At 71.9% G+C, this 20,633-nt stretch carries 17 protein-coding genes and 1 pseudogene; 6 read left to right on the forward strand and 12 right to left on the reverse strand.

The features are described from left to right. Window positions 1-30 precede the first annotated feature (30 nt). Window positions 31-1,512: a hypothetical protein gene (locus tag OG199_RS02375; RefSeq protein WP_405827621.1), complete on the forward strand. Its 1,482-nt coding sequence runs from the start codon at window positions 31-33 to the stop codon at window positions 1,510-1,512. Window positions 1,513-1,804: 292 nt separating this feature from the next. Next, window positions 1,805-2,836: a MerR family transcriptional regulator gene (locus OG199_RS02380; RefSeq protein ID WP_405827623.1), complete on the forward strand. Its 1,032-nt coding sequence runs from the start codon at window positions 1,805-1,807 to the stop codon at window positions 2,834-2,836. Between the two features lie 102 nt (window positions 2,837-2,938). Here OG199_RS02380 and OG199_RS02385 read toward each other — a convergent pair whose 3' ends face one another. From OG199_RS02385 to OG199_RS02420, 8 genes are all read right to left on the reverse strand, one after another. Then, window positions 2,939-4,144, reverse strand: a complete 1,206-nt coding sequence (locus tag OG199_RS02385; RefSeq protein ID WP_405827625.1) for a cysteine desulfurase-like protein — start codon at window positions 4,142-4,144, stop codon at window positions 2,939-2,941. A gap of 221 nt (window positions 4,145-4,365) precedes the next feature. Beyond that, window positions 4,366-4,884 carry an ATP-binding protein gene (locus OG199_RS02390; RefSeq protein ID WP_356807466.1) on the reverse strand — a complete coding sequence of 173 codons (519 nt, stop codon included), beginning with the start codon at window positions 4,882-4,884 and terminating at the stop codon, window positions 4,366-4,368. A gap of 49 nt (window positions 4,885-4,933) precedes the next feature. Then, window positions 4,934-5,305, reverse strand: a complete 372-nt coding sequence (locus OG199_RS02395; RefSeq protein WP_405827627.1) for an STAS domain-containing protein — start codon at window positions 5,303-5,305, stop codon at window positions 4,934-4,936. A gap of 210 nt (window positions 5,306-5,515) precedes the next feature. Then, complete coding sequence (locus OG199_RS02400; protein ID WP_405827629.1) at window positions 5,516-5,881, reverse strand: PRC-barrel domain containing protein; 366 nt, start codon at window positions 5,879-5,881, stop codon at window positions 5,516-5,518. A 208-nt stretch (window positions 5,882-6,089) separates the two neighbouring features. Continuing rightward, entirely contained in the window at window positions 6,090-6,266 is a 177-nt protein-coding gene (locus tag OG199_RS02405) for a hypothetical protein (RefSeq protein ID WP_356807461.1), read from the reverse strand. Window positions 6,267-6,461: 195 nt separating this feature from the next. Then, window positions 6,462-8,138, reverse strand: a complete 1,677-nt coding sequence (locus OG199_RS02410) for a PP2C family protein-serine/threonine phosphatase (protein WP_405827631.1) — start codon at window positions 8,136-8,138, stop codon at window positions 6,462-6,464. 168 nt (window positions 8,139-8,306) lie between these two features. Beyond that, a complete protein-coding gene (locus OG199_RS02415) occupies window positions 8,307-8,483 on the reverse strand; it encodes a hypothetical protein (RefSeq protein WP_148014566.1) in 177 nt (58 codons plus the stop codon). Window positions 8,484-8,695: 212 nt separating this feature from the next. Then, window positions 8,696-9,268, reverse strand: coding sequence for a hypothetical protein (locus OG199_RS02420; RefSeq protein WP_356807458.1), 573 nt, complete (start codon window positions 9,266-9,268; stop codon window positions 8,696-8,698). 471 nt (window positions 9,269-9,739) lie between these two features. Between OG199_RS02420 and OG199_RS02425 the strand changes: the two are divergent. The 3 genes and pseudogenes from OG199_RS02425 to OG199_RS02435 all read left to right on the forward strand — a co-directional run bounded on the left by OG199_RS02425 (window position 9,740) and on the right by OG199_RS02435 (window position 11,949). Beyond that, window positions 9,740-9,909, forward strand: a pseudogene (locus OG199_RS02425) (hydrophobic protein). A 67-nt stretch (window positions 9,910-9,976) separates the two neighbouring features. Further along, complete coding sequence (locus tag OG199_RS02430) at window positions 9,977-10,552, forward strand: DNA starvation/stationary phase protection protein (protein WP_356807457.1); 576 nt, start codon at window positions 9,977-9,979, stop codon at window positions 10,550-10,552. A gap of 515 nt (window positions 10,553-11,067) precedes the next feature. Beyond that, complete coding sequence (locus OG199_RS02435) at window positions 11,068-11,949, forward strand: RNA polymerase sigma factor SigF (RefSeq protein WP_401804592.1); 882 nt, start codon at window positions 11,068-11,070, stop codon at window positions 11,947-11,949. 421 nt (window positions 11,950-12,370) lie between these two features. Here the strand turns inward: OG199_RS02435 and fusA are convergent, their stop codons facing one another. Both fusA and OG199_RS02445 read right to left on the reverse strand, forming a co-directional pair. Then, complete coding sequence (gene fusA, locus OG199_RS02440; protein WP_405834399.1) at window positions 12,371-14,482, reverse strand: elongation factor G; 2,112 nt, start codon at window positions 14,480-14,482, stop codon at window positions 12,371-12,373. A gap of 582 nt (window positions 14,483-15,064) precedes the next feature. Then, on the reverse strand, window positions 15,065-15,805 hold the full coding sequence (locus OG199_RS02445) for an alpha/beta hydrolase (protein WP_405827633.1): 741 nt from the start codon (window positions 15,803-15,805) through the stop codon (window positions 15,065-15,067). Window positions 15,806-16,122: 317 nt separating this feature from the next. Between OG199_RS02445 and ligA the strand changes: the two genes are divergently transcribed. Beyond that, window positions 16,123-18,237: an NAD-dependent DNA ligase LigA gene (ligA, locus tag OG199_RS02450; RefSeq protein WP_356805697.1), complete on the forward strand. Its 2,115-nt coding sequence runs from the start codon at window positions 16,123-16,125 to the stop codon at window positions 18,235-18,237. 283 nt (window positions 18,238-18,520) lie between these two features. Here ligA and OG199_RS02455 read toward each other — a convergent pair whose 3' ends face one another. Beyond that, window positions 18,521-19,762: an NAD(P)/FAD-dependent oxidoreductase gene (locus OG199_RS02455; protein WP_401804584.1), complete on the reverse strand. Its 1,242-nt coding sequence runs from the start codon at window positions 19,760-19,762 to the stop codon at window positions 18,521-18,523. Window positions 19,763-19,999: 237 nt separating this feature from the next. Continuing rightward, window positions 20,000-20,347: a PRC-barrel domain containing protein gene (locus OG199_RS02460; RefSeq protein ID WP_168532607.1), complete on the reverse strand. Its 348-nt coding sequence runs from the start codon at window positions 20,345-20,347 to the stop codon at window positions 20,000-20,002. Window positions 20,348-20,633: the final 286 nt, after the last annotated feature.

Consider the following 20,633-nt stretch of genomic DNA (forward strand, 5'->3'; position numbering starts at 1 on the left):
TTCCACCGGCATGCCTGGCACCATGGGGCGGTGTCCGCTTCCTTCGATCTTCCCGCCCTCGCACAACCCGGACTGGAAGCGCTGCTGCGTGGTCTGGCCGGCAACCCGTCCGCACCGCCGGAGGTCCTGGTCCGCCTCGCGTCGGCGGACATCGATCGGTCCGCGCTGGCCCGGCGCCGCGACCTTCCCGCGAACGCCGCGGCCGCGCTCGCCGACGACCGTGATGCGAGTGTGCGGTCGGAGCTCGCCTCGAATCCGAACATCCCGCCTGCGGTGCAGATCGTCCTCGCCGGCGACGCCGACCCGCGGGTACGGGGCCGGCTGGCTGAAGGCGCGGAGTACTTCACCACGGTCGGTGTGCACGGACGCCAGGTCCCGGACCCGTTGCCGCGCGAGGTCTACGAACTGCTGGCCCGCGACCCGGAACCGAAAGTCCGCCGCGCTCTCGCCTTCAACCGTCGCCTGCCGGAGGATGTGCGCGCCGGGATGCTCGATGACAGGGACTGGCGAACAGCCGCCATAGCCGCAGCCGAATGGCCCCTGGCGCCGACCGGCCGGATCGGAGAGCTCCTGTCGAGGGTGACCGGCGCTTTTGGCCGGGAGATGCTTCTGAGCCACCTGGACGGTCCGCTTCCCGCTGAGTCAGCACGCGCCATTCTTGCCGACATCGACGCCGCGGCGGGCACTGCGTACAGCGAGGGTCTGCTGCGGCAGGTCGCCGAAGTCGCCGACCTGGACGCCGACCTGGCCGACCGGTTCCTGGCAAGTCCGGACTCGCGCGCGGCGGTGGCGGCCAACCCGACGCTGTCGGCCGAGCACGTCGCGGAGTTGGCGGACGATCCGGACAACGACGTACGCGCGGCTGTCGTCGCACGGTGCGACCTCGACCCGGTGTCGCGCGAGTCGATACCGGTCGACTACGACGACGGGAGCAGCAAGATCGTCGACTGGCTGCTGACCGAAGACCTGTCCGACCAGGATCGGCCGGCGTTCGCCCGAAGCCGTCACCAGATCTTCCGCAAGACCCTGGCCATGCGTCCCGATCTGCCGGACGAGATCGTCGAGATCCTCGCCGGCGACGAAAGCTTCGCGGTTCGGCTTTTCGTGTGCGAGCGACAGCCGAACGCCCCCGGCCGGCTGCTGGCTCGGATCGCCGAGCAGTGGACCGGCTACAGCCGATGGGACATGCTCGCCCACAAGAACTTCCCCGCCGAGGCCGCCGATCGCCTGGCCCGCTCCGCCGAAGTCCGCGACCGCGCGGTCGCCGCGGCACATCCCGGCCTGCCGGCCAGTACGGTCGAGGCGCTGCTGACCGACGACGAGGCCACCGTGCGAGGTCGAGCCGCGACCAACCCCGCCGTTCCGGCCGACCGGCTGGTGGAACTGCTCGGGTCCGCTGATCCCGCCGTCGCGGCAGGAGCCGCCGCGAACCGGCTGCTTCCCGTGATCACGATGCACCGTTTGCTCGATCAGGCGGGGCTGGGACAACACGACGCGATCACCGGCTCGTGACCCCGAGGTGGTGGGGCGGGCGCTTATCGTCGACTTCGCCGAGGGCGGGGACTCCAGAACCGACACCGATCGAGTGGGGCCGGGTGTTCTCGCATCCATGGGACCCCCGAGCGCCGAAGAAACGGTGAGCCGGACGGACCCCCGCTCCGGCACGGTGCTCGAATCGAGGCGAATCACTGGTGACGACCCGCTGCTTCCACCCACTCGGGCGCCTCAGAAGGCCGTGCTCCCGCACCCAGGCGCCGCCCGGCGCCGTGCCGGCGGGGGCCGCCCTGTGGAGGTGAGCGAGCACATGGCCGCGCGCAGCACGGGTGTGGGTGTGACCACCGGTTCCCTGGCGCGGACACTCGGGGTGTCGCCCACGACACTGCGGTCCTGGGACCGCCGGTACGGGATCGGTCCCGCCGAGCGGACCGACGGCCGCCACCGGCGGTGGACACCCGAGGACGTGGCGATGCTCCAGGAGATGTGCCGATTCACGGCCGAGGGCCTGCCTCCCGCCGAGGCCGCCCGTGCGGCGAAGGAACGGGCCCGCGACCGCACCCGGTCCCCCGCGCTCACCCTCACGCGGTCCCCGGGCGCGCCGGCCCCCCGGCCGAGTACCGGTCTGCCGCTCGGGGACGTACGACAGGAGTGCCGGGGCCTGGCGCGAGCGGCCGTACGACTGGACGCGGCGGCCGTGCAGAGCCTGCTGACGACCGCGGTCGAGACGCATGGACTCGCGACGGCCTGGGCCGAGGTGATGGTGCCCACGCTCCGCGCGGTCGGGCGCAAGTGGGAGTCCTCGGACGACCGGTACGTCGAGGTCGAACACCTGCTGTCCTGGCACATCTCGGCCACTCTCCGATATGTGTACGTGCGTTCGGTACGGAAGGCGGTCGCGGGCGAGCCGCCCGTGCTGCTGGCCTGCCTTCCGGGCGAGCCGCACACGCTGCCGCTGGAGGCGCTCGGCGCCGTGCTGACGGAGCGAGGGGTACCGGCTCTGACGCTCGGCGGCGCCGTGCCCGCCGAGGCGCTGGCCGCGGCCGTACGACGAGTCGGCCCCTCGGCAGTGGTCCTGTGGTCGCAGTCGCGCTCCACGGCGAACCTGCCCCTCGCCCGGCACGTCGCCGGGACACGGTGGGGCGTACGGGGAGCGCGGACGCAGAGCCCGGTCCTCCTCGGCGGCCCCGGCTGGGACGGGGACTCGGATCCCGGACATCCTGGACTGCTGCGGCCGCGCCGACTGGACGACGCGCTGCGGATGCTGGGCGTGCCGGAGTGCCCGGGCCGCGGCACCACCGCGGACGGCTCGGGGCCTACCGCTCTCGGTATCGGGAACTAACCGGGGACATACCGGTATCGGAGGCTTACCGGTATCGGGGACTTACGGTTTTGGTGGCGGACGGCGTCGCGCAGGAGTGTCCCCCGCCCCTCCCCAGCCTGGTCACGACTTCAGGAACGCGGCCAGGCCCTCCAGGAGCCGCTCCACGTCGGCCTCGTCGTTGTACGGCGCGAGCCCGACCCGCAGGCCCCCGGTGTCGCCCAGTCCGAGGTACCGCGACGCCTCCAGCGCGTAGAAGGAACCCGCGGGCGCGTGGACGCCCCGCTCCGCCAGGAAGTGATAGGCGTCCACCGCGTCGCGGTCGTCGAAGGTCAGGAGCAGGGTGGGGGTGCGTTCGGCGGCCCGTGAGTGGACCGTGACGCCGTCCAGCGCGGCCAGTCCGGATTCCGTGCGGTCCCGCAGCTGCCTCTCGTGCCGCTCGATCGACCGGAGCGCGGATCCGAGGCGGGCCCGGCGTCCCCCCGCCGGGTCGGTGCCGAGACCGGCGAGCAGGTCGACGGCGGCGCGGGTGCCGGCGAGGAGTTCGTAGGGCAGCGTCCCGAGCTCGAAGCGCTCCGGGACGGCGTCGGTGGACGGCAGCAGCTTGTCCGGCCGCAGCGTCTCCAGCAGGTCCGCGGACGCCGCGAGGACACCGTGGTGCGGGCCGAGGAACTTGTAGGGCGAACACACGAAGAGGTCGGCGCCGAGCTCCGCGAGGTCCACGAAGGCGTGTGCCGCGTAGTGCACGCCGTCGACGTGGAGGAGGGCGCCCGTGCGGTGGACCAGCCGGGCGATCGCCGGGATGTCGGGGATCGTGCCGATGAGGTTGGAGGCGGCGGTCACGGCGACCAGCCGGGTCCGCTCGGTGAGGAGTTCACCCACGGCCGACGGCGGGAGTTCGCCCGTCGCCGGATCGAAGTCGGCCCACCGGACCACGGCGCCGGCCCACTCCGCGGCCTGCGTCCAAGGGCGGATGTTGGCGTCGTGGTCGAGACGGCTGACCACGATCTCGTCGCCGGGCGCCCAGTCCTTCGCGAGCGTCCGGGAGAAGTCGTACGTGAGCTGGGTCGCACTGCGGCCGAAGACGACTCCGGAGGGGTGCACGCCCAGCAGGTCGGCCATGGCCTGCCGGAACTCCCGGACGAGCGCCTCCGCGTTCGCCTCTCCCGGGGCGACACTGCCCCGGATCGAGAGGGGGCCTTCGAGCGCGTCGGCGATCGCCGCGACGACCGGGGCGGGCGTCTGCGTTCCGCCCGGACCGTCGAAGTGCGCGAGGCCGGCCCGCAGGGCGGGGATCTGGGCGCGCAACGCGCCGACGTCAAAGGTCAACTCGGGCTCCTCATAGGCGACGTCGGATCCTGCCCCTGTCCGGCCCGGACACGCCCGGGCGGACAACCGCCCTCGGGCGTGGACACGGTCCGCGGACGATCATCGCAGGCGGTCGCGTGTCGGGGAAGACGGGGCGTCCGCCCCGGCCTCCGGGAACCCGTCCGGCCGCGGGGCGCCGTCGCGCAGGGCGCCGCGGCACGGGGACGGCCGCCGACGGGCTGTCACGTCAGCGGGACGAGGACCCGGATCGTCTTGCCGCCGCCCAGGGACGGTTCGACGGTGACCTCGCGGACGAGGCGGTTGATCAGGGGCCATCCGTACCCGTTCGGCCGGTACCCCTCGGGAATCGACGCGAAGCCGAAGGCGCCGGCCGGCACGACGTCGCTGTTGTCGCGCACGTGGAGCCGGACGCCCTCCACGGTCAGCGTCGCCCGGAATCCGGCCAGTCCCCCACCGTGGCGGATGGCGTTCGTGACGAGCTCCGAGACCACCAGAAGCAGGTCGACGACGGCCTCCTGACGCACCCCGCCGGCGGGATTCCAGTGTTCGCGTACGAGGGACCCCACGTACCGACGTGCCGACGCGGGGCTCGTCACCTCGGCCGTCCGAGCCGCCTGAGCCGCCTGAGCCGCCGATGACGAGGTCGTCGGCGGCCGGGCGGACGGCGCGGTGAGAGAGGCGCGCTGGAGTGCGTCGTTCTGGTCCGTGATGGTGATGTCCCTGCGTTCTGCTGCTCTCATACAGTTTCCTCGCGCGTTGTTGCACCCTGCCACGAGAGGCCGGCCGCGCTCAGCGCCCGACCGCCGGGTCCGATACGGTCATCGCCGCCCGAACGCTGTCGGTGAGGACGAAGAATCCCTCCGTGCCCGTCACGTCGAACAGCCTCCGGACGATGTCTCTGAAGGGCCCGCACACCACCATGAACGTGCCACAGGCCCGATGGGCGCGCTGCGCTTCCAGGAGGACGTGCAGGATCGACGAGTCCGCGAAGACGGTCCCCGACAGGTCGACGACCGTGCGCGCGGCACCCACCCGTCGTGCGAGATCAAGTGCTTCCTCCAGTTGGGGCGCGCTCTCGTGGTCGATGTCGCCGCCGACTCGCACCACGAACGCGTCTTGGGCCCCCGCGTACGTGACGGTGCCCTCCAACTCGTCGGGCATTTGAACACTCTTTCTGGTCTGGTGGTGCAAGGACACCCTGTCGGCCGGGCATCACGGGCATCACGTGTCCCATGTGCGTTTCGGCACGAGAAGAGTTGCCGGATGCACGCCTGCGGATACGACGTCCACTCCGTGGGACCGGGCCGTGCGGCGGCCGCGCCGCGTACAGTCGACGGCTCCGGGCCCGGGGATTGTTCTCTGGGGCCGCCATCAGGCGGGCTGCCTCGGCGGCAGGCTCCGGTAGTAGCTGCCGACCTGGGCGAGGTATTCGGGATCCAGGGTCTCGCTGTCGGTCCGGAAGCGCGGCGCCGACTTGATCTCGTCCCTGGTGCATGCCATCGTCACTTTCTGCGCCTGCGAGTCGATGTCTGCGACCACACCCACGGGCACCAGGACGCTCTTTCCGAACACCCACACGCCGGTGTCGACGACGAGATGACGCATCCCGGAATCGTCGGCCTGCCGGTCCACATGGCCTATCGTCCCGTCGGTCGCCTCGACGGCGTACCCCGTGAGGTCCTGCGCCTCCGGGCTGCGGAAATGCGGCGCGTACGACCAGATTCTCTCGATCGTCATCTTCTCTTCCTCCTGCGTGGCCGGTTCGCTCCGCCGGGAAGTCACCCGTGGTGAGACCCGGTGGAGGGAGTACGCGGGAGGGGGAAACCGACTCCAGCGTGCTCCAGAGCAGCAAATACCCTGCTATCCGGATCGCATTCGGCGGAAATTCCAGCGCGTCGGCGTATTCGCCATCGCGCACGACAGTCGCGTACGACCGTTCGAAAGGTCAGCCCGCGCGGGGCCGTTGCCCACCGCTGCCCTCCGCACGGGGCGCTGTGAGGTGGTGCAGCGTGCCGGTGCTGTCCAGGAGCCGTTCCAGGGCGAGGGGGCGCTCGTCCCGATGGAGGCGGACACCCGCAAGGTCCGCCAGCCGACGGATCATCAGCAGCGTGGACCGGCCCACGGAGTCGCTGCTGTCGAGCCCGGAGGGGCGATCACGTCGGGGTGAACCGTCGCGGCGTCGGTGGCGGGTCCCCGGGCGCGAAGGCCGCGGCGCCGGCACGAAGCCCGTCGCTCGCACGGACCGCCGGTCATCGGCGGGCGCGGGCCCGTTCGGGCGCGGCACCGTCGTGGTCGTCGCGGCGGAGGGGCGGACTCGTCATGCGGTGTACCTGCCCCGGGTGCGGCCGTTCACCGCGCTCAGATGCGCATGGTGCGGTGCCGTGACCGCGACGGTCGCCATGTCGTCGTGGCCGCCATGCCCGACCCACTGTGCGGCGAGCATCTGGATGTGCTCGACCACGGCCTCGGCGGGCAGGCCCGCGCACCGGGCCAGCGCGGACTCCAGTCGCGGAGCGCCGAACAACTCGTTCCCGTGCGGTCCGCCCCGGCCCTCGGTGATGCCGTCGGTGAAGAACAGGCAGGTCTCCCCCGGGGCCAGTTCGACATGGGCGGTGGTGGAAGTGATGTCCCAGAAGGCGCCGACCAGTGTCCCCCGCGTCTCGACCGTCTCGACCAGACCGTCGGCCCGGACGATCAGCGGAGCGGGATGTCCGGCACTGGTGACCCGCAGACGGACCGATCCTCCGCTGCGGACGACGGAGGCCAGGGCCAGGGTGACGAAGCGGGTGTGGTGGGAGTTCATCAGTGCCCCGTTGAGGAGTCCCAGCAGCCGCTGGTGGTCCTCGGCCAACGGCAGGAGCGCCTGCACCGTGTTGCGGACCTTGCCCGTGAGCACCGCGGCGTCCAAACCCTTGCCGCACACGTCCCCGAGGACGACCAGGGACTCCTGTCCCTCGTCGGTGCCCGGGTGGACGTCGTAGAAGTCGCCCCCCACGCGGTCCGCCTGGCCCGAGGGGAGGTACTTCCCGGCGAACTCCACACCGTGCACGCCGTGGAGCCGGGGCGGCAGCAGTTCGCGCATCAGGGTGGTCGTGATGGCCGCCTGCTCCGCGTACAGGCGGGCCGCCGACATCGCGGCTCCCGCACGGGAGGCGAAGAGACCGGCGAAGATCTCCTCGCTCTCGGTGAAGGACGGCTGCCGGCCGGAGCGCAGCAGCACGAGCGCGCCCGCCGGGACGCCGTGGCCGGGCAGGGGCGTCACGACGGCGGAGCCGACCGGATCCGTGAACCGGTCGGGGACGGCCCACTCGGGAACGGCGGCAGGGTCGATCCGGCGCGGCGGTACGGGCGGGACCCCGCGCAGGGCGTCACTCAGGCCGGGCAGTTGCTCCACGTCGGCCTGGATCTGCCGGTGCACGACGTCGCCGTCGGGGCCGCAGTACGTCAGTGGCACCTTCCGCCCGCGCGGCGGAGCGACGATCACGGCGGCGTCGGCGAGGTGCTCGGCGGCCAGGCGGGCGGTGACCTCCATACAGCGCTCGACGTTCAGTGACGTCAGCAGCGCACTGGAGGCGCCGGCCAGGAACGCGGTGCGCTTGCGCTCGCTCGCGAGCGCGTCCTCGGCGAGTCGCCGATCGGTGTCGTCGACGAGCCACCACATCACGTCACCGTCGTCCGTGCGGGTGGGGTGAGCTTCGAAGGTCCGGTCACCGACCCGGCCGTGGACGGGAGATGAGGGAGACCCGGAGGCGGCGTCCCCGGTCTCCACGGCGGGGGAACCGGTTCGTGCGTGCGCGTCCGCGATCCATGCCGGGACCACACAGCGCAGCCACGCGCCGGGAACGGCGCTCGGGAACAGGGCGGCCGCCGCCGCGTTCACCTCGACGACATCACCGGACGCATCGGCGACCAGGACGGGGTAGGGGGCGGCGCCCCACGTCGTACCGGAATCGATACCGCGCGGGCCGGCGGGAGGCTGCTGGGAAGTGTCCACGAGCAAGGGCGCGTGACGGCGTGCCCACAACCTTCTTTCCGAGGACGAGAACACAGTTTCCTTCAGGCAACCATCTCGCGTGGGCCCGCACCACTGCAAGTTGCCCACCACAGGTGCCGTCAAGCCCCACGGACGAACCCAGTTCGCGTATCCTCCGCCCGCCCCGTGTCAGCGCCTGCGACCTCGGGCCGCCCAGCCGCTGCCGATCCCGGCCACGTGCAGAGCGAGCAGGGCCAGTCCTATGAGCATGACGTTGGTTGACGTGAACACGTCATTCGTCGAGATGTCCGCGGCATTGATCAGGAACGCGATGAACAGCAGGACCGCCGCGACGATGCCGAGCATGGTGTCTCCTCTTCCGAAGTGATGATGACCTCCGGATGCCCCCAAGTCGCCTGCCGACACAACCTCGAAGCCAGCCACCTCAGCCGCCCGGGAGGAATACGAGCATCTCGGGCGGCGAGAGGACGCGTTCGGCGAGACGCGGGCGCGCTCGGCGAACCGCGGGGCACGCTCGGCGAAGACGGCACCTTCGCCGAGCGCGCCTTGACGAATCGCTAGGAGACGACGGGCTCGGGCAGCTCTTCGCGCTCCGGCGCTCCCGGCTCGCGGCCGGCACCGGCCGCCCGCCAGAGAGACTCCTCCCGCACGACGAGCCCCTGGTCGGCCAGTCCCTTCAGATGCCGCAGGACGGTGGCCTCCTGGAAGCCGACGGCCGCGCAGAGTTCGTCCAGGCCGGACCCCTGCACGCCGGCGCTCGCCAACTGCTCCCACGTACGCACCGCATGACGGCTCAGTCCGCTCTCCCGCACCCTGCGCAGGACTGCGGGGTGGTCCTCGTCGTCCCCCTGGTTCTGTTCGGGAAGCGGGGCACGGGCGGCCGTCGGCATGCCCTGGTCCCCGGTCGCGGGTGCCTCGCGACCGGTGTTCGGTTCCTCGCGACCTGCTGCCGGTTCCTCACGACCGGCCACCCGCGCCCCGCGGTCGGTCGGCGGCGTCCCACGACCGGCCGCCACTTCCTCACGACCGGCGGTCGCCGGCGGCACGGCACGCGGCGCCCCGGCCCGTCCGACCGGACGCGGCGTCATGTTCACCGTGCGGTGCCTGCGCCCCTTGCGGTGTCGGCTCATCGGTTCCTCTTCTCCGCATCGACGATGCTCACGACAGGACAACGAGCCAGTCACCAGAAAGTCGTTCAGCCGTTCGAATGACGTCTGGGCCGGGTCTCGAGGGGTCGCCGCACGCAAGTCCGGCCCTTCCGGACGGGTCCCGACGGCGCGTCCCGAGGCCATCATTGAGCCCCCGCCATCCCGGCCCGCGCCTACCGTTCGGCCCCGTCCCTTCGCCGTACGCGCCGCACCGGCCCGCAGCTCATCGAAAGCAGACGCCCATGGCACACACCCCGGCCGCTCAGGACGGTCTCCCGGTCGGAGTCGCGTCGTGATCGCGGCCCGCATCCCGGGCCTGATCCTGCCCCTCGCCTCGTTCGTCGCGCTCGCCGCCGGCGCGATCTGGTATTGGCGCAATCGGGGCGAGTGAGCCATAGGGGAATGTGTGACCCAAGGGAACCGGGGCACCTGAGGTCCTGGAGGCCGATACCGATGGTTCCCCTGACCGTGGTTCTCTGCTCGCCCTGCTGCTTTTCGGCGCCGGCTTTGCCGTCCAGGGCCCGTGGTGGATCGCTGTCATTGTGCCGGCCGTCCGGCTGCTCGGTTCCGTGGTGCGCCCCGGGGCGACAGCGGGCCGCCGTGGCCGTCGGTATCGCTGGTAGCCACGCCGTCGACGCGGCATCCAAAGAACTCCCGCAGGAAATACGACGCGAAGGAAAGAATAAAATCATGGCATCTTCGACAACCCCGAACTACACGATTCCCGGAATCAGCACGAGCGACGGCGGCAGGATCATCGATCTGCTCCGTACACGGCTGCACGCCCTCAACGACCTTTCCCTCACCCTGAAGCACATTCACTGGAACGTCGTGGGCCCGCATTTCATCGCCGTGCACGAAATGCTCGACCCGCAGGTGGAGTCGGTACGGGGCATGGCCGATGACGCCGCCGAGCGCGTCTCCGCCCTCGGCGGGGTGCCCCAGGGCACGCCCGGAGCCCTCGTGGCCGAGCGCACCTGGGACGACTACAGCGTCGGACGGGCGGACGCCATCGCCCATCTCGGCGCCCTCGACCTGGTCTACACCGGGATCATCGAGGAGCACCGCGCGGCCGTCGCCGAGATCGGCAAGATCGATCCGGTGACCGAGGACCTCCTCATCGGACAGCTGCGGTCTCTGGAGCAGTTCCAGTGGTTCGTGCGCGCCCACCTCGAAACCTCTGGCGGAACTCTGGCGAACGCCACCGCGCAGACGGAACGTCAGGCGGCGCAGCTGGCTCAGCGGAGCGGCGAGAAGCAGCGGTAACCGCCGGCGGACACTCCTCCGGGCGAAGGCCCGGACCCGCGCAACGGGTCCGGGCCTTCGCCCATGCCCCATGCCTGGAGGCGGGCGCGCGGCGGCCCGCTCACACAGGGCGACGTAGCTGCGTACGGTGGGGCCGAACGCGCCGGTGCGGCCGCGGACGAGGTCCGACACGAAGGGGACCAGGAACGGACCGCGACCGCCGCGCCGGCCGGGGCGCACCGGATGCCGGCCGGGGCGCACCGGATGCCGGCCGGCCAGTGGGCCGGTCAGTGTCCACTCGTCACTCCGGAGGCAGTGTCACGCAAGCACTGTTGCTCCCGGCCCGCCACCGGCCACCCGCCGAAACAGGGTGCATCCGGAAGGCCTGTCCGGCGAGAAGGAACGCGTGAGCCGGCGTAGACGCACCCCGGGGCGAACAAGTTCCAAAAATATCGGGGTGTTGCCGGCATGACCCGCATGAGGCAGGGCAGACGAGCCCTGTCTTCAGTTCCTTCGGACGATTTGGGGTGGACCGCATGGCAGCCGTGACGGCAGCGATGGCAACGGACGCGGCACGGCATGCGGTGACGGCCGAGGGGGAGGCACTCCCTCTGATCAACGAGCCTCTGAAGGTCAGCCCGAAGGACGCGCGCACCCTGTCGCGTCAGTTCTTCGACCGGCTCGCCGTGCTGGAGGAAGGCACCCACGAGTACCAGTACGCGCGCAACACCCTCATAGAGATGAACCTCTCCCTCGTTCGGTACGCGGCGGCCCGCTTCCGCAGCCGCAACCAGGACGAGATGGAGGACATCGTCCAGGTCGGCACGATCGGTCTCATCAAGGCGATCGACCGCTTCGAGCTGACCCGCGAGGTCGAGTTCACGTCCTTCGCCGTCCCGTACATCGTCGGTGAGATCAAGCGCTTCTTCCGCGACACCAGCTGGGCCGTCCACGTGCCCCGGCGTCTGCAGGAGGCCCGTATCGAGCTGGCCAAGGCGACCGAGGAGCTGCGTACCCGCCTGGGCCGGACCCCGACCACGCGCGAGCTGTCCGCGCTGATGTCCCTCTCCGAGGAAGAGGTCATCGAGGCCCGCAAGGCCTCCAACGGCTACAACTCCTCGTCCCTGGACGCCGCGCTCACGGCCGACAACGGCGCGGACGGGGAGAGTGTCCTGGCGGACTTCATCGGCGAGGACGACCCCGCGCTCGAACTGGTCGAGGACTTCAACTCCCTGGCTCCACTGATCGCCGGCCTCGACGACCGTCAGCGCCGCATCATCCACATGCGTTTCGTCGAGGAGCGCACCCAGGCCCAGATCGGCGAGGAGCTCGGCATCTCGCAGATGCACGTCTCGCGTCTGATCACCCGCATCCTGAAGCGTCTGCGCAGCGGACTGCTCGATCCGTCGGTCGCCTGACACGCCCCGGACACCGACCTGGGTCCGTCATGGCGGGGGCCGCTTCCCGAACCGGAGTTCCGGTCAGGGAAGCGGCCCCCGCCATGACGCGTCTCCGGGCCCCTCGCACTCGGCGACCTCGCTGCCGCACAGAACGCGGCCCCGCCCGCAGTCGGGGGGTGACTGCGGGCGGGGCCGTGGCGCTCGAGGTCACCAGGGGGGGGTGGGCTTCCTCGAGCGGTCTGTGGTTCCGTGTGCCCCGGTCGAATCGGAGCATGCACAAAACTTTCGGTCGGAGCATGCACAGGACTTCGGGCACGCACCCCCTTGCTCGGCGATCCTGTCACCGGCCCCGCCCGGGTGGGGGCGGGACCGGCATGTGCGGGACCGGTCCGGATGCGAACGGATCCGCGTACAGGTCACCGGGTCGGTGTCCCGTGGGTCACCGGGTCGGTGTCCCGTGGGACGCCGTGCTCGGCGCCGGGGCGTAGCCGGCGGGCCGGGTGGTGAAGACTCCGCGGCCCCGGGTCCGGCTGCGCAGCCGCGTCGCGTAGCCGAACAGTTCGGCCAGCGGCACGACGGCACTGATCACCACGGCACCCGCACGCGTGACGGAGCCCGAGACCTGTCCGCGGCGTGCCGCGAGGTCGCCGAGCACCCCGCCCACGGCGTCGTCGGGCACGGTGACCGTGAGGTCGACCACCGGTTCCAGCAGCACCATCGCGCAGGCCCGCAACGCCTCCCGCAGCGCGAGCCGACCGGCCGTGCGGAACGCCATCTCCGAGGAGTCCTTCGGATGGGTCGCTCCGTCGGTCAGGACGACCCGCACCCCGGTCACCGGATTGCCGCCGAGGGGCCCCTCGGCCAGCGCGTCCCGGCAGCCGGCCTCCACCGCGCGGACGTACTCCTGCGGTACCCGGCCGCCGACCACGGCCGAGCGGAACCCGAACCGTGTGGCGCCGTCGTCCGCGAGGTCGACGAGAGCACCCCGGGAGGCCTCCAGCGGCTCCACGTCGATGACGACATGGGCGAACTGGCCCGCGCCGCCGTCCTGTTTGACGTGCCGGAAGACCAGCCCGGAGACCCCGCGGACGACGGTCTCCCGGTAGGCCACCCTCGGCCTGCCGACATGGACGTCCAACCCGTGCGCGCGCCGGATCTTCTCCACCGCCACCTCCAGATGCAGTTCTCCCATGCCCGACAGCACCGTCTGACCGGTCTCGGGGTCGGTACGGACGACCAGCGAGGGATCCTCCTCGGCCAGTCGCGCCAACGCCGACACCAGGCGGTCCGCATCGGTGTCCCCGCCGGCCTCGACCGCCACGGAGACGACCGGTTCGGCGACGGCCGGCGGTTCGAGCACCAAGGGGGCCCCGGGTGCGGTCAGTGTCGACCCCGCGCGGGCCGACTTCAGCCCGACCACCGCGACGATGTCACCGGCGACCGCGCGTTCCAGTGGGGCGTGACGGTCGGCCTGGACCCGCAGGATCCGGCCGATCCGCTCGACGCGCCGGGCGCCCGACTCCCATACCGTCTCTCCCTTCCCGATCGTTCCCGAATAGACACGCAGGTACGTCAGCCGCCCGGTGCCGGTGGCGTTCACCTTGAACACCAGGGCCGCGAACGGCGCTTGCGGGTCGGCTGCCCGTTCCTGTTCCACGCCGCCTCGGGTGCCGCGTACCGCGGGCACGTCCAGCGGCGAGGGCAGGTAGGCCACGACCGCGTCGAGCAGCGGCTCGATGCCGCGATTGCGGTAGGCCGAGCCGCACAGCACCACGACGCCGTCACCGGACCGGGTCAGGTCGCGCAACGCGGCGACCAGGGTCGGTGCGGAGACGCTCCCCTCGGCGCAGAACTCCTCCAGCGCGGCGGGATGGAGTTCCGCCACCGCTTCCTCCAGGAGTCGTCGACGGCGGTCCGCCTCGGCGCGCAGTGTCTCCGGCACCGGACCTTCCTCGGCCGTGTCGCGGCCGTCGGTCCAGACGAGCGACCGCATGCGCGTCAGGTCCACCACGCCGGTGAAGCCGGACTCCTTACCGATCGGCAACTGGACGACCAGCGGAGCCGGATGCAGCCGCTCCCGGATCGACTCGACGGCCGCGTCGAGGTCGGCACCGGCACGGTCCAGCTTGTTGACGAAGGCGATCCTCGGCACGCCGTACCGGTCGGCCTGCCGCCACACCGACTCGCTCTGCGGCTCCACTCCGGCGACGGCGTCGAACACCGCGACGGCCCCGTCGAGGACCCGCAGCGAACGCGCCACCTCGTCGGAGAAGTCGACATGGCCCGGGGTGTCGATCAGGTTGATGCGGTGGCCGTCCCAGGCGCAGCTGACGGCCGCGGCGAAGATGGTGATGCCACGGTCGCGCTCCTGTGGATCGAAGTCGGTGACGGTCGTGCCGTCGTGGACCTCACCGCGCTTGTGCGTGGTCCCGGTGACGTACAGGATCCGCTCGGTGAGGGTGGTCTTGCCGGCGTCGACGTGGGCGAGGATGCCCAGGTTGCGGACGGCGGTCGGTGGATTCTCGGGATGACGGTGCAGGTCGGTGCGCACGGCCACGGCCTTTCGGGACGATCCGGAACGGAACGGCGCGATTGCCGGACGAAACGGCCCGTGGGAGGACCCCTGGCAGGGCGGAGCGGACGGCACCCACGCATCAGGGCGTACGGAGCCGGCCGATCCGACAACGGACAGGCAGAGGTCAGGAGTTCGTCGCGGACGACCGGTGCGGGCCGCGCGGCCGGCACCGGGTCCACGTGGACACGAGGATCACCTCGTACCGCGCGGGGGGAACGACGACAGCGATGCGGTGACGCATGGCTCGGCTCCCCTCGGTTCGTGACGGCGCGCGCCGCGACGTCCCGCGGAGCAGCGGCCGGACCGGCAGAGCTGCCGGCGGCTGTGCTCGCGGCTCCGCTTCCGGCGCGCGATGTGTGGCGAGTGTAGGGAATCCGCTGGGGTCGGGGCATCGGGTTTTTCGCCCGCCGCCTCAACCCCAGCACATCACTGGGTACTTCACCGGGTACGTCGGCTGCCGCGGCTCGACAGGTCGCGGCGGCGCACGGCGCGGGGCCCGCCGGGCGCCGCCCGCACCGCGCCGATCGAGACCCTACGGTTCACGGCTCACGGCTCGCGTCAGAGCACGCCCGCGCCGGACGAGAGCGCCGTGGCCAGCAGTCCGTCGGCCGGTCCGGCCGGCCCACCGGACGTCAACAGTTCGGCGACCGCCGCCCCTGTGGCCCGGTGCCAGGTTCCGCACCGCCGGAGCATAGCGTGGTCCCCCGCCTTCACCAGGAGGACACCGGCGTGCGAACCGGCGTCCCGGGCACGGCGTACGAACGAGACGGACGCGTGTGGATCGGTGACCCGGTCCCGGTCGCCGTGGAACACGATCACCTCCCGGTCCCGCAGGTGGGCCACCGGTTCGTCCTCCGGGCACCAGGGGGCGAGCGCCACCACTCCCCTGACCTGAGGCGCGTCGGCGACCCGCAGTGCGGTGCGGCCTCCCATGGAATGGCCCACGAGGATCACGGGCACCTCCCCGACGAGCCGGGTGAGGTCGGTCAGGGCCTGCCGGGCGTCCTGGACCGGGTCGGCCCGGGAACCGTTCCATCCCCGGTGGCGGTAGCGGACCCTGCCGAGGAACACCTCGCCGTCCGGCACCGCCGCGGCGACGGCCCGGGCGACGGGCCGCATGCGCAGCGCCGCCACGTGCCAGGGCCGTGAGGGCGCGAGGCTGTCGGCCCTGCCTCCGTGCAGGACGAGCACGGCCGCGCTCGCCGGACCCCGGTGCCGGAGCGGCACCAGGGCCGGACGGTCCCCGGCCGGCCGTCGGCCCGGCGCGCCCACGGGCGTCCTCTGTGTACGGCTGTCCATCGCACCTCTTCCTGGGGCCCGGCTCCGCCGGCGGGCACGGTGTCCCGCCGCCCCCGCATCATCCGTCGCCGGGCGCCGCGCGGATTGGTCACCCCCGCCTGAACGTCCCGCTCGTCCCTGCGGCAACGGTCCTCGCGCGGGGCCGCCTGAGGAAGGGGCCGACGTGGGATCGGTTGTCCAGACCGGCTTCCGAACGCTCGAGATCGTGCCGGGCGGCGAGTCGTCGCGTCGGCCCGCCGGGCGCTCCGCGGGGGCTCTCCGCCGAGCGCCCGGCGGACGACGCTCGCACGAAGGCGTTGTCAGTGGTGGCGTGCAGGATGGCGGGTATGACAACACCAGCTGCAGTGATCGTGGACGCCGTCGCCTACGCGCAGGCGGTCGAGGACGCGGTGCGGGCGTCGGCCGCCTACTACACGGGCGGCACGTCGGTACTGGACGACGACGCCTACGACCGGCTGGTGCGCGGCATCGCGGCGTGGGAGGCCGAGCACCCCGAGGAGGTGCTGCCCGACTCACCGTCGGGCAAGGTCGCCGGCGGCGCCGTGGAAGGCGATGTCCCGCACACGGTGGCGATGCTGAGCCTGGACAACGTCTTCTCGGCCGAGGAGTTCACCGCGTGGACCGCGTCGCTGGCCCGGCGGATCGGCCACGACGCCACTCGTTTCAGCGTGGAACCGAAGCTCGACGGACTCGCGATCGCCGCCCGCTACACCCGCGGCCGTCTGGAGAGACTCGTCACCCGGGGCGACGGGACGGCCGGGGAGGACGTCTCGCACGCCATCGGCACCGTCGAGGGCCTGCCGCGGCAACTCACCGAGCCGGTCACGGTGGAGGTGCGCGGTGAAGTCCTGATGTCCACCGCCCAGTTCGAGTACGCCAACGAGGTGCGCACCCAGCACGGCGGGCAGCCGTTCGCGAACCCGCGCAACGCCGCGGCGGGCACCCTGCGTGCCAAGGACCGCGCCTACACCGTGCCGATGAGCTTCTTCGCATACGGTCTGCTGCCGCTGCCCGGCACCGACAGCGCCCTCGCGGAGCGTCTGGCGGAGCTGGCGCACAGCGACCTCATGGCGCAGACCGGCGCGTACGGGGTGAGCACCACCGCCACCACCGCCGTGCCCGGTACCACCGCCGAGACCGCCGAGCAGGTCCTCGCCCGCGTCAAGGAGATCGCGGCGCTGCGAGCCGAGTTGCCCTTCGGGATCGACGGAATCGTGATCAAGGCCGACCTGGCCGCCGACCAGCGGGCCGCCGGGTCGGGTTCGCGTGCCCCGCGCTGGGCCATCGCCTACAAGCTGCCCGCGGTCGAGAAGATCACCCGGCTGCTGGGGGTGGAGTGGAACGTGGGCCGCACCGGCATCATCGCCCCGCGCGCCGTCCTGGAGCCGGTCGAGATCGACGGTTCCACCATCACGTACGCCACACTCCACAATCCGGCGGACATCACCCGCCGGGATCTGCGCCTGGGCGACCACGTCATGGTGCACCGCGCCGGTGACGTCATCCCCCGTGTCGAAGCCCCGGTCGCCCATCTGCGCACCGGCGAGGAGGAGCCGATCGTCTTCCCCGAGGCGTGTCCGCGGTGCGGGTCCGCCATCGACACCGGCGAGCAGCGCTGGCGCTGTGCGAACGGCCGCAACTGCCACCTGGTCGCCGCCCTCTCCTACGCCGCCGGACGCGACCAGCTCGACATCGAGGGCCTCGGCGCCACCCGCGTCGTGCAGCTCGTCGAAGCCGGCCTGGTCGCCGACCTCGCCGATCTGTTCGCTCTCACCCGCGAACAGCTCCTGGGCCTGGAGCGGATGGGCGAGACCAGTACCGACAATCTCCTCGCCGCGATCGCCGCGGCCAAGGGACAGCCGTTGTCACGGGTGCTGTGCGCGCTCGGTGTCCGTGGCACCGGACGCTCCATGTCCCGCCGTATCGCACGGTACTTCGCCACCATGGACCTCATCCGCGCCGCCGACGCCGAGACGTTGCAGCAGGTCGAGGGCATCGGCACCGAGAAGGCGCCGTCCATCGTCGCCGAGCTCGCCGAACTGGCCCCGCTCATCGACAGACTCGGCGCCGCCGGGGTCAACATGACCGAACCGGGCGCCACTCCGCCGGTCCCCGCGACCGACGCCGGCGACGCCTCCGGCGCAAACGCGACCGCCGACGAGGAGGGCACGCCGGCCGGCGGTCCACTGGCCGGGATGACGGTCGTCGTCACCGGCGCGATGACCGGCGCCCTCGAAAAGCTCAGCCGCAACCAGATGAACGAGCTCATCGAACGCGCCGGTGGCCGCTCGTCCTCCAGCGTCTCCAAGAAGACCACCCTGGTCGTCGCGGGGGCCAACGCCGGGTCCAAGCGTGCCAAGGCAGAGGATCTCGGCATCCGTCTGGCCGCCCCCGAGGAGTTCGCATCGCTCGTCGCCGACTTCCTCGCCTGAGGAGGCCGCGGCCGCTCGTGTTCCGCACCTCACAGCGGTGGCGGCGACGGGCCGGGAACAACGCGCGCCGTCCGGCCGTTGGTTCGCGTGTGGCTGCGGAGGGGACAGTGTCCCCGGGCCCTGACCGAAGCCCATGGGGACGATCGTCCGGCTGAAGCCCCATGGAGCCCTCCGCCGAGAGGCGACCGCCCTCCGCCGGCCACCGCACACGGCCCCGGCTGGTCTCCCCCGTCCAGCCGGGGCTCTCTCATGCGAAGCCGCGGCCCGGCGGCCTGCCGCGGGGCTACGACGCCAGGTCCCGCGCCACCGCGCGGGCCGCGCGCGCGCCCGAGGCCAGTGCCCCCTGGACGGACCCGGTGGCGCGGTGGTCGCCGCACACGTACCGGCCCGGAGCGAACCGGGCGGTGCGGCTCAGCGGGTGCGGTGGCGGCATGGCGGGGAGCGCGTCGGGCACGGTGCGAGCGCTCAGGAGCTGCCAGACTCCCGCGTCGGTCCCGTACACCTCGGAGAGCGCCGCGCGCACCTCGTTCTCGCGGCCCTCGTGGTCCTCGCCGAGCACGGACGTGGCGATCAGCGCCCTGCCGGCGGGCGCGTAGCCGGGCACCACCTCGCTGAGAACGCAGGTGTTGAGGAACCTCCGGCGCACGTCCGTCAGGAGGGTGGGTTCGGCCAGCGGGGAGTGCGTCGCGGCGTGGTAGTACGTCGTCACCACCCGGCAGGCGGGTACGTCCAGCCCCGGCAGCAGCGTGGTCGCCGGACCCGGCCCGGTCGCGACCACCACCGCCCGCGCGGGCATTTCGCCGCCCGTGGCCAGGGCGACCCCGGTGTCCGTGAGCCGGGCCACCGGGGTGTCGAGGCTCACGGCCTCCGGCGGCAGCGCGGCGGCGAGCAGCCGCGGCACGGCCCCGATGCCCTCGGACGGCAGGCACAGGGTGCCGCGCAGCATGCTGCGCCAGACCAGGTGGAAGACCCTGCTGGAGGTCTCCAGCTCGTCCTCCAGGAACACCCCGGAGAGGAACGGACGGAAGAACGTCTCGACGAACTCCTCGGAGAACCCGGCATCCGCCAGCGCGGTACGCGTCGTGCGGTCGTCGCCGCGGGCCGGCGAACGGACCGGAGCGACCATCGCGCGGGCCGACAGGACGCCCAGGGCGAGCAGGTCCCGGCTCCCCGCGAACCGCCCGGGGCGCAGATCGCCGAGCCGGTGCGGTTTCCGGGTCGGGTCGCCGCAGCGCAGGACACCGTCGTCGGTGTGCACGAGGAATCCGGGGGTGAAGGGCCGCAGCCGCAGCTCGCGCAGGGGAAGGCGGCGGCGGACCTGTGGATAGGAGGTGTTGAACACCTGGAAACCGCGGTCGAGCACGAACCCCTCATGGCGGTCCGAGCGCATGCGTCCACCGACGCCGTCCGACGCCTCCAGGACACGGACGCCGAATCCGGCACGGACGAGGTCGTGCGCACAGGCCAGACCGGCGAGACCGGCGCCGACCACCAGCACATCGGGCACACCGCGGGTGGCGGCCATGGGACTCTCCTTCGCTGGGCGGCTGCGTCGGCGCGGGGTGCCCGGCCACACGGCCCTGGTGGCTCGGCCCCGCGCTCTCCTGAACCGGTCTACCCGTCGCGCCGCCCGTCCGGATGCGGAAGGACGTGGATCACTCCTTCGCCCGGCCGTCCGAGGCACTCCGGGACGACGCGGACGCCGGTGCCGCCCCCGAGGAGGAGGCGGCACCGGCGTTGGAGTGTCCGCGTGGGAGCGGTGTCAGTGACCGGACCCGTAGTGGCCGCCCAGCTGGTCGCGGTAGTGCGGGTCGCCGAGGTGCTTCTCCTTGTCGAACTCCGGCGCCGACTTGATCTCGTCCTTGGTCCGGGAGACATGGACGGTCTTGTCTTCGTGGCTGATCGCGGTGATCGTCCCGGCCGGCAGCAGCACTTCCTTGCCGAAGATCCAGATGCCGGTGTCGACGACGATGTACTGAGAACCGACCTCATCGGAGTGCTTGTCGACCTTGCCGATGTGGCCGTCGCTCGCGTCCACCCGGTATCCGGTCAGATCGGCGTCCGGGGTGTGACCGGCGGTCGGAGCGTAGGCCCACAGGTTCTCGTTCACGAAGAAATCCTTCCACTTGTCCGCGCGGATCCGTGTTCTCTCCGGGTCCGCGTTCCGTGCGGCTGCGTGTTCTGTGCGGGTGCGTGTTCCGTGTTCTGCGCGGGTGCGCGTTCGAAGGTCCGGGTGTCCTCTTCTCCGACTCCGACACATATTCCGCGGGAGTCAAATCCCGGCCGGGAAATCCGAATTTCAACCACCGCTCCGGACCCTCTCCGTTCGGCCCATGGAATTCCCCACCGTGATGCGCCCCGGCCCCGGACGTAGGAGCGTGGTGGAGGAGGGAGGA

The organism is Streptomyces sp. NBC_01176, assembly GCF_045039825.1.
Classification (GTDB): Bacteria; Actinomycetota; Actinomycetes; order Streptomycetales; family Streptomycetaceae; genus Streptomyces.

Coding starts and splice junctions, on each gene's coding strand:
- OG199_RS02435 (WP_401804592.1), top strand. CDS start 11,068: ATGGCAGCCGTGACGGCAGCGATGGCAACGGACGCGGCACGGCATGCG.
- OG199_RS02430 (WP_356807457.1), top strand. CDS start 9,977: ATGGCATCTTCGACAACCCCGAACTACACGATTCCCGGAATCAGCACG.
- OG199_RS02455 (WP_401804584.1), bottom strand. CDS start 19,762: ATGGCCGCCACCCGCGGTGTGCCCGATGTGCTGGTGGTCGGCGCCGGT.
- OG199_RS02420 (WP_356807458.1), bottom strand. CDS start 9,268: ATGAGCCGACACCGCAAGGGGCGCAGGCACCGCACGGTGAACATGACG.
- OG199_RS02415 (WP_148014566.1), bottom strand. CDS start 8,483: ATGCTCGGCATCGTCGCGGCGGTCCTGCTGTTCATCGCGTTCCTGATC.
- OG199_RS02380 (WP_405827623.1), top strand. CDS start 1,805: ATGGCCGCGCGCAGCACGGGTGTGGGTGTGACCACCGGTTCCCTGGCG.
- OG199_RS02390 (WP_356807466.1), bottom strand. CDS start 4,884: ATGAGAGCAGCAGAACGCAGGGACATCACCATCACGGACCAGAACGAC.
- ligA (WP_356805697.1), top strand. CDS start 16,123: ATGGCGGGTATGACAACACCAGCTGCAGTGATCGTGGACGCCGTCGCC.
- OG199_RS02395 (WP_405827627.1), bottom strand. CDS start 5,305: ATGCCCGACGAGTTGGAGGGCACCGTCACGTACGCGGGGGCCCAAGAC.
- OG199_RS02445 (WP_405827633.1), bottom strand. CDS start 15,805: ATGGACAGCCGTACACAGAGGACGCCCGTGGGCGCGCCGGGCCGACGG.
- OG199_RS02400 (WP_405827629.1), bottom strand. CDS start 5,881: ATGACGATCGAGAGAATCTGGTCGTACGCGCCGCATTTCCGCAGCCCG.